This window comes from Pseudomonas sp. D5(2026), from assembly GCF_057766845.1.
This window is the reverse complement of record NZ_CM173421.1, coordinates 368,525-379,971: the sequence shown is the minus strand read 5'-3', so window position 1 is coordinate 379,971 and position 11,447 is coordinate 368,525. Positions and strand designations below refer to the sequence as shown.

11 protein-coding genes are annotated in these 11,447 nt (G+C 62.5%); 7 read left to right on the top strand and 4 right to left on the bottom strand.

All coding sequences use genetic code 11. The features are described 5' to 3' along the window. The first annotated feature begins 30 nt into the window (after nt 1-30). From pqqA to AC3B5Q_RS01675, 6 genes are all read left to right on the top strand, one after another. Nucleotides 31-102 (top strand): pyrroloquinoline quinone precursor peptide PqqA, encoded by a 72-nt coding sequence (gene pqqA, locus AC3B5Q_RS01700; protein ID WP_003243383.1) that lies wholly within the window; start codon nt 31-33, stop codon nt 100-102. A 79-nt stretch (nt 103-181) separates the two neighbouring features. Further along, nucleotides 182-1,093 (top strand): pyrroloquinoline quinone biosynthesis protein PqqB, encoded by a 912-nt coding sequence (pqqB, locus tag AC3B5Q_RS01695; protein ID WP_274101412.1) that lies wholly within the window; start codon nt 182-184, stop codon nt 1,091-1,093. A gap of 162 nt (nt 1,094-1,255) precedes the next feature. Beyond that, nucleotides 1,256-2,011 carry a pyrroloquinoline-quinone synthase PqqC gene (pqqC, locus tag AC3B5Q_RS01690; protein ID WP_021782696.1) on the top strand — a complete coding sequence of 252 codons (756 nt, stop codon included), beginning with the start codon at nt 1,256-1,258 and terminating at the stop codon, nt 2,009-2,011. Continuing rightward, nucleotides 2,008-2,283 carry a pyrroloquinoline quinone biosynthesis peptide chaperone PqqD gene (pqqD, locus tag AC3B5Q_RS01685; protein ID WP_021782695.1) on the top strand — a complete coding sequence of 92 codons (276 nt, stop codon included), beginning with the start codon at nt 2,008-2,010 and terminating at the stop codon, nt 2,281-2,283. The genes pqqC and pqqD overlap by 4 nt, the downstream gene beginning before the upstream one ends. Beyond that, complete coding sequence (pqqE, locus tag AC3B5Q_RS01680) at nt 2,255-3,415, top strand: pyrroloquinoline quinone biosynthesis protein PqqE (protein WP_021782694.1); 1,161 nt, start codon at nt 2,255-2,257, stop codon at nt 3,413-3,415. The genes pqqD and pqqE overlap by 29 nt, the downstream gene beginning before the upstream one ends. Next, entirely contained in the window at nt 3,381-5,204 is a 1,824-nt protein-coding gene (locus tag AC3B5Q_RS01675; protein ID WP_021782693.1) for a S9 family peptidase, read from the top strand. Before pqqE ends, AC3B5Q_RS01675 begins: the two co-directional genes overlap by 35 nt. Nucleotides 5,205-5,265: 61 nt before the next feature. Here AC3B5Q_RS01675 and AC3B5Q_RS01670 read toward each other — a convergent pair whose 3' ends face one another. Both AC3B5Q_RS01670 and AC3B5Q_RS01665 read right to left on the bottom strand, forming a co-directional pair. Further along, nucleotides 5,266-5,424 (bottom strand): YqaE/Pmp3 family membrane protein, encoded by a 159-nt coding sequence (locus tag AC3B5Q_RS01670; protein WP_009681539.1) that lies wholly within the window; start codon nt 5,422-5,424, stop codon nt 5,266-5,268. Nucleotides 5,425-5,570: 146 nt separating this feature from the next. Continuing rightward, nucleotides 5,571-6,851 carry an aspartate aminotransferase family protein gene (locus AC3B5Q_RS01665; protein WP_021782692.1) on the bottom strand — a complete coding sequence of 427 codons (1,281 nt, stop codon included), beginning with the start codon at nt 6,849-6,851 and terminating at the stop codon, nt 5,571-5,573. A gap of 210 nt (nt 6,852-7,061) precedes the next feature. Here AC3B5Q_RS01665 and AC3B5Q_RS01660 point away from each other — a divergent pair, with 210 nt between their 5' ends. Continuing rightward, complete coding sequence (locus AC3B5Q_RS01660; RefSeq protein ID WP_021782691.1) at nt 7,062-7,985, top strand: LysR family transcriptional regulator; 924 nt, start codon at nt 7,062-7,064, stop codon at nt 7,983-7,985. Nucleotides 7,986-8,260: 275 nt separating this feature from the next. Here the strand turns inward: AC3B5Q_RS01660 and AC3B5Q_RS01655 are convergent, their stop codons facing one another. Next, nucleotides 8,261-10,039 carry an acyl-CoA dehydrogenase C-terminal domain-containing protein gene (locus AC3B5Q_RS01655; RefSeq protein WP_488392804.1) on the bottom strand — a complete coding sequence of 593 codons (1,779 nt, stop codon included), beginning with the start codon at nt 10,037-10,039 and terminating at the stop codon, nt 8,261-8,263. A 124-nt stretch (nt 10,040-10,163) separates the two neighbouring features. Next, a complete protein-coding gene (locus AC3B5Q_RS01650) occupies nt 10,164-11,447 on the bottom strand; it encodes a GGDEF domain-containing protein (protein ID WP_279934884.1) in 1,284 nt (427 codons plus the stop codon).

The following is an 11,447-nucleotide window of genomic DNA, read 5'->3' as shown; positions in this document are numbered from 1 at the left end:
ACCCAACCCTCATTCGGAAGGAGTAATTCCATGTGGACCAAACCTGCATACACTGACCTGCGTATCGGCTTCGAAGTTACCATGTACTTCGCTAACCGCTAAGCCAGGTTTAGGGTTTCACGCCTCGGCCTGCCGGGGCGTTTTCGTTTTTTCCGATCCGGTTTCTGCATAGAGAGTGGCCATGTACATCCAGGTTCTCGGCTCCGCCGCCGGTGGCGGGTTCCCGCAGTGGAACTGCAACTGCGTCAACTGCAAGGGCTACCGCGATGGCACCCTGCAAGCCACGGCGCGCACCCAGTCATCCATCGCCCTGTCCGACGACGGTGTGCACTGGATACTGTGCAATGCCTCGCCCGACATCCGCGCCCAACTGCAGGCCTTTGCGCCGATGCAACCGGCCCGGGCCCTGCGCGACACCGGCATCAACGCCATCGTCCTGCTGGACAGCCAGATCGACCACACCACCGGCTTGCTCAGCCTGCGCGAAGGCTGCCCGCATCAGGTGTGGTGCACGGAGATGGTCCACCAGGACCTGACCACCGGTTTTCCGCTGTTCAACATGCTCAGCCACTGGAACGGTGGCCTGCAGTGGAACCGTATCGAGCTGGAAGGCAGCTTCGTGATCGACGCCTGCCCCAACCTCAAGTTCACCCCCTTCCCCCTGCGCAGCGCCGCGCCGCCTTATTCGCCACACCGCTTCGACCCGCACCCGGGCGACAACCTTGGTTTGATGGTCGAAGACACCCGCACCGGCGGCAAGCTGTTCTACGCCCCGGGCCTGGGCCAGGTAGACGAAAAGCTGCTGGCGATGATGCACGGTGCCGACTGCCTGCTGGTCGACGGCACCCTGTGGGAAGACGACGAAATGCAGCGCCGCGGTGTCGGCACCCGCACCGGCCGCGAGATGGGCCACTTGGCGCAGAACGGCCCGGGCGGCATGCTCGAAGTGCTGGACGGTTTCCCGCGCCAGCGCAAAGTGCTTATCCACATCAACAACACCAACCCGATTCTCGATGAAAACTCCCCCGAGCGCGCCGAAGTCCTGCGCCGGGGCGTCGAAGTTGCCTTCGATGGCATGAGCATCGAGTTGTAAAACAGTCTGTGAGGCGAGACCAGACCCTGTGGGAGCGGGCACGCCCGCGAAAATGCCAACACGGTCTATGGCACCGGCTTCGCCGGTGTTCGCGGGCACGCCCGCTCCCACAAGGGAGAGAGATGTGCCAGGCCAGATAATCGTTCTACAGGAGCCAGCCGAATGAGCGACGCACTGCCAATGTCCCCTGCCGAGTTCGAGCAGGCCTTGCGCGCCAAGGGCGCCTATTATCACATCCATCACCCGTACCACGTGGCGATGTACCAAGGTCGCGCCACCCGCAAGCAGATCCAGGGCTGGGTGGCCAACCGCTTCTACTACCAGGTCAACATCCCGATGAAGGATGCTGCGATCCTGGCCAACTGCCCGGACCGCGAAGTGCGCCGCGAGTGGATCCAGCGCCTGCTCGACCACGATGGTGCGCCCGGCGAGGATGGCGGTATCGAAGCCTGGCTGCGCCTGGGCCAGGCTGTCGGGCTGGACCCGGACCAATTGCGCTCGCAAGAACTGGTATTGCCTGGCGTGCGCTTTGCCGTGGACGCCTACGTCAACTTCGCCCGCCGCGCCAGCTGGCAGGAAGCCGCCAGCAGCTCGCTGACCGAGCTGTTCGCCCCGCAAATCCACCAGTCACGTCTGGACAGCTGGCCACAGCACTACCCGTGGATCGACCCCGCCGGCTACGAGTATTTCCGTACCCGCCTGGGCCAGGCTCGACGCGATGTGGAACACGGCCTGGCGATTACCCTGCAGCACTACACCACCCGTGCGGGCCAGGAGCGTATGCTGGAGATACTGCAGTTCAAACTGGATATCCTGTGGAGCATGCTCGATGCCATGAGCATGGCCTACGAACTGAACCGCCCACCCTATCATTCCGTCACCCAGGAACGGGTGTGGCACAAGGGAATCACCCTATGAGTTTCGACCGTAACCAGGTACCGAACTGGCGCCCCGGCTATCGTTTCCAGTACGAGCCGGCGCAAAAGGGCCATGTGTTGCTGTACCCCGAAGGCATGATCAAGCTCAACGACAGCGCGAGCCTGATCGGTGGCCTGATCGACGGCCAGCGCGACGTGGCAGCAATTATCAGCGAACTCGAACAGCAATTCCCCGGTGTCCCGCAAGTGGCGGACGACATCGAGCAGTTCATGGAGGTGGCCCGTGCCGAACACTGGATCGTCCTCGCCTGAGTTGCCGCCTACCCCCGAGGTCGGCCTGCCGCTGTGGCTGCTGGCCGAACTCACCTACCGCTGCCCGCTGCAGTGCCCTTACTGCTCCAACCCGCTGGACTTCGCCGCCCAGGGCCAGGAGCTGAGCACCGAACAGTGGTTCAAGGTCATGGCTGAAGCGCGGGAAATGGGTGCCGCACAAATCGGCTTTTCCGGCGGTGAACCACTGGTACGCCAGGACCTTGCCCAGCTGATAGCAGAGGCCCGCCGCCTGGGTTACTACACCAACCTGATCACCTCGGGCATTGGCCTGACCGAGGCACGCATCGCCGAATTCAAGAAGGCTGGCCTGGACCATATCCAGATCAGCTTCCAGGCCAGCGACGAGCAGGTGAACAACCTGCTGGCTGGCTCGAAGAAGGCCTTTGCACAGAAGCTGGAAATGGCCCGCGCGGTGAAAGCCCATGGCTACCCGATGGTGCTCAACTTCGTCACTCATCGGCACAACATCGACAAGATCGACCGCATCATCGAGTTGTGCATTGCCCTGGAGGCCGACTTCGTCGAGCTCGCCACGTGCCAGTTCTATGGCTGGGCGCACCTCAACCGCCTGGGACTGCTGCCAACCCGCGCGCAGCTCGAGCGGGCCGAACGTATCACCAACGAATACAGGGACAAGCTCAAGGCCGAGGGCAACCCGTGCAAGCTTATTTTCGTTACCCCTGACTACTACGAAGAGCGTCCCAAGGCCTGTATGAACGGCTGGGGCAACCTGTTCCTCACCATCACCCCGGACGGCACCGCATTGCCCTGCCACGGCGCCCGCCAGCTGCCCGTGCAGTTCCCGAATGTACGCGACCACGACTTGCACCATATCTGGTATGAATCGTTCGGTTTCAACCGCTTCCGTGGCTATGAGTGGATGCGCGAACCTTGCCGCTCCTGCGACGAAAAAGAAAAGGACTTCGGCGGCTGTCGCTGCCAGGCCTTCATGCTCACCGGCGATGCCAGCAACGCCGACCCGGTGTGCGCCAAGTCGACCGAGCACGGCATCATTCTCAAGGCCCGCGAGGAGGCTGAAACCGCCCAGCTCGCGATCGAACAGATGACCTTCCGCAATGATCGAAACTCCCGTGTCATCGCCCGCGGCTGAATTCAGCGCGGCCCAGGCAGTTGCCGCCGGCACCGACTTTGCCGAACTCAAGGTCAGTGCCGACGGGCTGTTCTGGAACGAATTCCGCCCGGCCGACGGTGCTTGCCGTATCTGGCACTGGTTGCACTACCAAGCTCGCTGCCTGACCCCGGACGGCTTCAGCGTGCGCAGTCGGGTCTACGAATATGGTGGCGGCAGCTTCTGCCTGGGCGGCGACGGGCTGGTGTTCGTCAACGAAAAGGACCAGCAGGTCTACACCCAGCCGCTGGACGATCTGTTACCACGTGCACTGACCCAGGATGCCAGCTGCCGCTATGGCGATGTGCAGTGGCACGACGGCCAGGTGCTGGCCGTCGAAGAGCGCCATGCCGAACAGGTAGAGCATCGCCTGGTCGCTCTGGGTAACAGCAGCCGCGAAGTCCTCGCCGAGGGCGCCGACTTCTACGCCTCGCCTGCTGTCAGCGCCGATGGCCAGCGCCTGGCGTGGATCGAATGGGACCGCCCGGCACAGCCCTGGACCGTCACCCGGCTGATGTGCCGCGCGCGCGATGCCAGCGGCCACTGGGGGCCGGCGCAATGTGTAGCCGCCGCAGAAGAATCGTTGCAACAACCACGCTTCGATGCCCAAGGTCGGCTCTACTGCCTTTCCGACCGCAAGGGCTTCTGGCAACCCTGGGGTGAGGTCGATGGCCAATGGCAAGCGTTGCCCGCCGCATCGGCGGACCATGCTGCTGCGCCTTGGCAATTGGGGACCTGCACCTGGTTGCCACTGAGCCCGCAAAGCTACCTGGCCAGTTGGTTCGAAGACGGCTTCGGGCAATTGGGGCTGCGTGGTGAAGATGGCCGTATGGAACGTTTTGCCAGTGCCTACACACGCTTTCGCAGCCTGACCATGGACAGCGAACACCTGTATGCCATTGCAGCGTCGCCCATCAGCCCACCGGCAGTCATTGCCATTGACCGCAACAACCACGAAGTACGCGTGCTGGCCGGCGGTGCCGAAGTGCTGCCGGCAGGGAATATCAGCCTGCCGCAGCCGATCCACTACAACAGTGACGGCGAGCAGGCCCATGGTTTCTTCTACCCCCCAGCGCAGTCGCAAGGCGCCGCACCGCTGGTGGTATTCATCCACGGCGGGCCAACCTCAGCCTGCTATCCCGTGCTCGACCCGCGCATTCAGTATTGGACCCAGCGCGGCTTTGCCGTGGCCGACCTCAACTACCGGGGCAGCACCGGCTATGGCCGGGAGTACCGGCAGGCACTGCATCAGCGCTGGGGCAAAAGCGATGTGGCCGATGCCTGCGCGGTGGTCGAATACTTGGCGGCTCAGGGCTTGGTCGACAAACGCAAGGCATTCATCCGCGGCGGCAGCGCCGGGGGTTACACCACCCTGTGCGCCTTGGCGTTTCAAGACGTGTTCCGCGCCGGCGCCAGCCTGTACGGGGTCAGTGACCCGGTAGCCCTGGCCCGTGCCACCCACAAGTTCGAAGGCGATTACCTGGACTGGCTGATCGGCGACCCGCAGCGGGACGTTGAACGCTATCGCCAGCGCACGCCGTTGCTGCATGCAGAGCGAATCAAGGTACCGGTGATTTTCTTCCAGGGTGAGCTGGATGCGGTGGTGGTGCCGGAGCAGACACGCTCCATGTTGGCTGCGTTGCAGGCCAACGGGATCGACGCTGAAGGGCATTTTTATGCGGAGGAGCGGCATGGGTTCCGCAAGGCGGAGAACCTGGCGCATGCCTTGGAAGAAGAGTGGAAATTCTATTGCCGGGTGTTGGTGCAGTAGTTACAGGCGCCCCTGCAGGAGCAACCTTTCGCTGCTCCTGCAGGCGCGGGCTCAGCCTGTGTCACCGCTTGGCGATGATGTACACCGCATGCACGATCCCCGGAATGTACCCCAGCAGGGTCAGCAGGATATTCAGCCAGAACGCCCCGCCAAACCCGACCTGAAGGAACACCCCCAGCGGCGGCAGGATAATGGCGATGATAATGCGGATAAAGTCCATGCGAGTTTCTCCTGAAGGGTTACATCAAAGACTAGCTGCCAGCCGAAGAGGTTCCACAGGCAAAAAAAACGCCCCGGGCCGAATGAAACAGGCCAGGGGCGATGCGCAGGAACGCCAGACGGTTCGTTGAATTCTTTGGCAGGCCGCTACGCCGGCACTTCGCGGCGGGCCTGCTGCTGGGCATGCAGGCGGGCGAAAGCGCGCGCCAGGCGCAGCAGCATTTCGTCGATGTTGCCTTTGCTCACAGTCAGCGCCGGAGAAAAGCGCACCACATCCGTTTGCGGCGCGTTGAGCAGCAGGCCCTCGTGCAGGGCCGCAGCCACCAGCTCGCGGGCCAGGTTTTCTTTCAGTTGCAGGGCCCATAGCAGCCCGTGACCGCGCACTTCACCCTGACCATAGCGCCCGGTCAGGCGGCTCAGGCCTTCACGCAGGTGACGACCGTTGTCCTGAACCTGGGCCAGAAAGCCAGGTTCCAGCACGCTGTCCAGCACCGCCAGGCCGGCGGCGCACATCAGCGCGTTGCCATGGTGGCTGCCGTCCAGCTCACCAGGCTCGGCGCAGCATGCCTTGCCCCTGGCCAGCAAGGCGGCCAGTGGCACGCCGCCCCCCAGGCCCTTGCCCAAAGTGATGATGTCGGCGCGCACGCCATAGAGCTCCTCGGCCAGCAGCGCACCACAGCGACCAATACCGGTCTGCACCTCATCAAGGATCAGCAGGATGCCCAGTTCGCGGCAGAGCGTTTCCACGCCCTTGAGGTATTCCTGAGTAGCGGGAATAACGCCCGCCTCACCCTGTATCGGCTCGAGCATGATCGCCACGGTGCGTGAATCCACCTCGGCGTGCAGCGCCGCCAGGTCGTTGAACGGCACCTTGCTGAAACCCGGCAGGCCAGGTTCGCAGCGATTGCATGGTAACGGGTCGGATGCGGACAGCGCGCCCAGGCTACGGCCATGGCAGGCTTGGCTGGCAGTAATGATGTGATAGGCGCCATTGCGGTGCAGCTGGCCCCACTTACGCGCCAGCTTGATCGCCCCTTCACAGGCCTCTGCACCGCTGTTGAGCAGGTAGGCCTGGTCACTGCCGGTACTCTGACACAGCCGATTGACCAGCCCCAGCAGGCCACGGTTGTGAAAGCCCGAGCCCGGGTTGATCAACGCCTGAGCCTGGGCTCCCAACGCTTTGACCAGCACGCTGGGGCTGTGGCCCAAGCTGTTGACCGCGCCGCCTTGGGTGAAGTCCAGGTAGGCATGCCCTTCGTTGTCCCACAACCAGGAGCCCTGGCCACGCACGAATACCTGCGCCGCACGTTCGGCGCCGGGCATCAGGCGATCAAGCGACAGCTCGGATGCTTGCGGCACGATCACCGGCGCACGCTTGGGCTCGGCGGCGGCGGCAGAAGCCGAGCGGCGCAGGTTGAACAGGTTCATCAGGGCTCCAACCAATCACGGTAAAGGGCAGCCACGGTGCGGTCTTGATGCCGGCACTCGATATTTTGCCTTGCCTATCAAAAGTGTTTTTCATCCATGGTAACAATCGACCGAATCATCGCTGTAACCCTTTGGAATACGGCGATAGACTAGGCTTCAACAGGGTTTTCGACCATTTCGTTTTTCCAGCATTTTCGATAAGTATTACTTATGGATTTCCGCCAACTGCGTTATTTCGTCGCGGTGTACGAAGAAGGCCACGTAGGCCGTGCCGCCGAACGCCTGTCGCTGTCACAGCCGGCGCTTTCCCAGCAGATCCGCCAATTGGAGCACAGCCTCGACCTGAGCCTGTTCGAGCGCAGCAACAAACGCTTGCTGCCGACCTTGGCCGCCCACACCTTGTACAACCATGCCCTGCCGTTGCTCGACGGCCTGCAGCGTGCCCACGAAGCTATGCGCAACTTCAAGGGCCAGTCGCTGCGCACCTTGGCTATCGGTGTATTGCAGACCGTGCGGCCAAGCCTGATACCGCAGCTGCTTGAACGGCTGCGCAAGGCTCAACCCCACCTGGTCGTGCAGATTTACGAGTTGTCGGGGTTGGAGATCGAACGGCGCCTGCTCAACGGCAGCCTGGACATCGGCATCAGCTACTTGCCGCCGCGCCAGCCAGGTCTGCATGGCCTGCTGTTGTACGAAGATGAGCTGCAACTGGTCATACCCGATACCCACCCGCTGAAGGACTTCAAGAAGGTGTCCATCCGCCAGGCCGCCGAGTTGCCCATGCTGATGCTGGGCGAGGAGTTCCAGATCCGCCAGATCTGGCAGGCGCAGTTGGCCAGCCAGGGTCGACGGCCGCAGGTGCAGGCAGAGATGAACAATATGGCAGGGATTCTCGATAGCCTCGCGCACACGGCGCTGGCTACCATTCTGCCGGGGCGCGCCAAGGAGGCCGCCGAAGATGATCAGGGGCTGCTGTGGAAGCCGCTCAGCGAGCCGCGCGTGCCGCTGAAGGTTGGCCTGGTCTTCCGCGATGCCCAGCGCCAGCAGGCGTCCGTAGAGCTGCTGCGCACGTTGCTGGAGGAAGAGACGGACGCTCGTCTGTTGGGGGCATCACCGCTGGATGTGCTGGCCTGAAAAACACGCACGCAAAGAAAACCCCGCCGAAGCGGGGTTTTCCAGACTGTTTCCCTGTGACATCCGTATCGCCCCGCCATCCTGGCAGGTGTTCCTTCGTCGTCGTCCTTGATCTGTCCTTTGCGCTTCCTGCGCAACGTCCATGTGGTAAAGATTAACCGTGGATCCAATCTTAGAACAGTGGTGAAAAGTCACCACGTCGTGTAGGAAAAAGCTTACACGGGAGATTCATACCCAGATATCTGGGGAATCGGGCCACTGGGTAGCCCTCAATATCAGAACTGCTCGGCATCCAGCAGGTAAAGCGACTCACTCCCCGCCTTCACCGAAGCCACCAGCGAATCCACCCGTGGCAGCAACCGTGCAAAATAGAACCGCGCCGTACCCAGCTTGCCCGAATAGAACGCCGCATCCCCATCGCCCGCCTGCGCCGCCCGCGCCATCAGTGCCCACATATAGCCATAGGCAACATAGCCGAAGGCATGCAGGTACTCGACCGAAGCCGCGCCAATTTCATTCGGGTTGCCCTTGGCCTGCTGCAATACCCACTCGGTCAACCCATCGAGCTGATCGAGCGAAGCACGCAATGGCTTGGTGAATTCGTCCAGTTCGCTGCCTGCATGAGTAATGAACTGGCGAATCTCATCAGAGAACAGCTTGTAGTATGCCCCGCCGCTGGCCACCACTTTACGGCCCATCAGGTCGAGGGCCTGGATGCCATTGGTCCCCTCGTAGATTTGGGTAATGCGCACATCGCGCACCAACTGCTCCTGCCCCCACTCACGAATGTAACCATGCCCGCCAAATACCTGCTGGCCATGCACTGCGCACTCCAGACCCAGGTCGGTGAGGAAGGCCTTGGCCACCGGCGTCAGCAGTGCCACCAGCTCTTCGCTGCGTTTGCGCACGCTGGCGTCTTCGCTGTACTTGGCACTGTCCAGTTGCATGGCCACGTAAGTGGAGAACGCGCGGCCACCTTCGATCAGTGCCTTCATGGTCAACAGCATGCGACGCACGTCCGGGTGGACGATGATCGGATCGGCAGCCTTGTCCTTGGCTTGCGGGCCAGTCGGGGCACGGCTCTGCAGGCGATCGCGGGCGTACTCCACGGCGTTCTGATAGGAGCGCTCGGCTGACGCCAGGCCTTGAATGCCGACACCCAGGCGCTCGTAGTTCATCATGGTGAACATGGCCGCCAGGCCCTTGTTCGGCTCACCGACGATATAGCCGACTGCTTCGTCGAAGTTCATCACACAAGTAGCCGAGGCCTGGATGCCCATTTTGTGCTCGATCGAGCCGCAAGTGGCCGGGTTCCGCGCACCGAGGCTACCGTCTTCATTGACCAGGAACTTTGGCACCAGGAACAGCGAAATACCTTTCGGCCCCGCCGGTGCATCCGGCAACTTGGCCAGTACCAGATGGATGATGTTCTCGGTCAGGTCGTGTTCGCCACCAGTGATGAAGATCTTGGTGCCGCTGACCTTGTAGCTGCCGTCAGCCTGGGGCTCGGCCTTGGTGCGGATGATGCCCAGGTCGGTGCCGGCATGCGGCTCGGTCAGGCACATGGAGCCGGCCCAAACGCCGGCATACATGTTCGGAAGGTATTTTGCCTTCAAGGCCTCGCTGGCGTGGGCGTTGATCGACAGACAGGCGCCGGCGGTCAGCATCGGGTACAGGCCGAAGGCCAGGCTGGATGCGTTGACCATTTCCTCGACCTGGGCCGAGATGGCCTTGGGCATACCCATACCGCCGAACAGCGGGTCACCGCCCACGCCCACCCAGCCGCCTTCGGCGTAGGTGTTGTAGGCCTCGATGAAACCGGCTGGGGTGCGTACCACGCCGTTATCCCAGTGGCAGCCCTCTTCGTCGGCGGCGCGGCTGAGCGGCGCAATGGTCTTGGCGGTGACCTTGCCGGCTTCTTCCAGCACGGCCATGGCCGTGTCGGCATCGACGACCTCCGCCAGCCCGGGCAACTGCGTCCACTGCTCGGCCACGTTGAAGACTTCATTCAGTACGAAGCGCATGTCACGCAGGGGCGCTTTATAGTCAGCCATGACAACCTCTCACTAGTCGGGTCGGGGCGGTCTCGGGGAACCGCGACACTGGGGTTACCGGCAGTGTAACCGAACAACTTTTGCGAGACATAGGGTCATCAATCGACTATATAGTCTCGCACAGTCACGCTGTACGCACTGCCCCACGCGGCGATTGTCGCCCATGCACCATGACACAATTGCGCCCCGCACCTTTGGCGCTGTAAAGCGCCTGGTCGGCGGATTTCAGCACCGCCTCGGGGTTGCGATGATCCGCCTGGCGCTCGGCCACGCCGATACTGATGGTGACCGAAACCGTGCCGCCGCCGCTGCCAGCGCGGCGCTGGCGCCCGGCGGTATCGTCCTGCGGGCGGTTGTGCTGGTCGCGCAGGTGCATCACGTAATTAGCGATCACTTCACGCACGGCCTCCACATGCGGCACGCACTCCTCGGCGGTCTTGCCGGCGAACACCAGGGCGAACTCTTCCCCACCATAACGGTAGGCGCGACCACCGCCGGTGACCTTGGACAAGCGGCTGGCGACCAACCGCAGCACCTGGTCACCGACATCGTGGCCGTGGGTGTCGTTGAATTTCTTGAAATGGTCGACATCGGTCATGGCGATGACATAGTTGCGCCCCAGGCGCTGCATGCGCTCGTTCAGCGCACGGCGCCCCGGCAGGCCAGTCAGCTCGTCACGGAAAGCCATCTGATAAGCCTCGTGCGCCACTGCTGCGGCGATCATCAGCATTACCTGGCTGCACATGATGTTCAGGGTAAACGGCAGGATGAAGGTTTGCGGCAGCATCCAGAAAATGCCCAGCAGGCCGATCAACTGCGCGGCGTGCAGCGGCCGGGGTGCACGCAGGTACTGCACCACCAGCAGAATGAACACACCAAGGAACAGTGGGTAGACCATCTGGATCAGGCTCATCCAGTGACCATGCAAAGCCGGCCAGCGGATCTCCGCCAACCAGGTCAGCAACGCCTCGGGGTAGCTTTGCTGGAGGGCCACCGCCACGCTGCCCACGGCAAACAGCACAGCACCGCGGGCGACCAGGTCCTGCAGCAGGTGCGTACGCTCCTGCCAGGCGCCATACAGCCCGAACAGCGCCGGCAGCAGCAGGCAGACCAGGTGGAAGATCACCGCCGCGTCCTCACGCACGCGGCCATGGTCACGATAGAAGTCGGTCTGGGTATCGAGCAGGAAGTAGGCGATGTACACCGTCAGCATCAGAAACAGCTCACGCTGGCGGCGGTAGACCGCGCAGTAGGCGCCGCCCAGCAGTAGAACCAAGGTAGGCAGGACATTGAACAGCGATGTGAAAAAGACGCTGAGGTCTCTCACATAGGCTGCGGCGAGCCCTGCCAGCAACAAGAACAGCGACGGCATGAAGTGGCTTGCGCGAACAGCGTTAAGACGAAACAA

Bases quoted from the DNA above. Each gene is read 5' to 3' on its own strand.
- AC3B5Q_RS01660 (WP_021782691.1), top strand. From the start codon at position 7,062: ATGGATTTCCGCCAACTGCGTTATTTCGTCGCGGTGTACGAAGAAGGC.
- AC3B5Q_RS01665 (WP_021782692.1), bottom strand. From the start codon at position 6,851: ATGAACCTGTTCAACCTGCGCCGCTCGGCTTCTGCCGCCGCCGCCGAG.
- AC3B5Q_RS01670 (WP_009681539.1), bottom strand. From the start codon at position 5,424: ATGGACTTTATCCGCATTATCATCGCCATTATCCTGCCGCCGCTGGGG.
- pqqB (WP_274101412.1), top strand. From the start codon at position 182: ATGTACATCCAGGTTCTCGGCTCCGCCGCCGGTGGCGGGTTCCCGCAG.
- AC3B5Q_RS01675 (WP_021782693.1), top strand. From the start codon at position 3,381: ATGATCGAAACTCCCGTGTCATCGCCCGCGGCTGAATTCAGCGCGGCC.
- pqqD (WP_021782695.1), top strand. From the start codon at position 2,008: ATGAGTTTCGACCGTAACCAGGTACCGAACTGGCGCCCCGGCTATCGT.
- AC3B5Q_RS01655 (WP_488392804.1), bottom strand. From the start codon at position 10,039: ATGGCTGACTATAAAGCGCCCCTGCGTGACATGCGCTTCGTACTGAAT.
- pqqC (WP_021782696.1), top strand. From the start codon at position 1,256: ATGAGCGACGCACTGCCAATGTCCCCTGCCGAGTTCGAGCAGGCCTTG.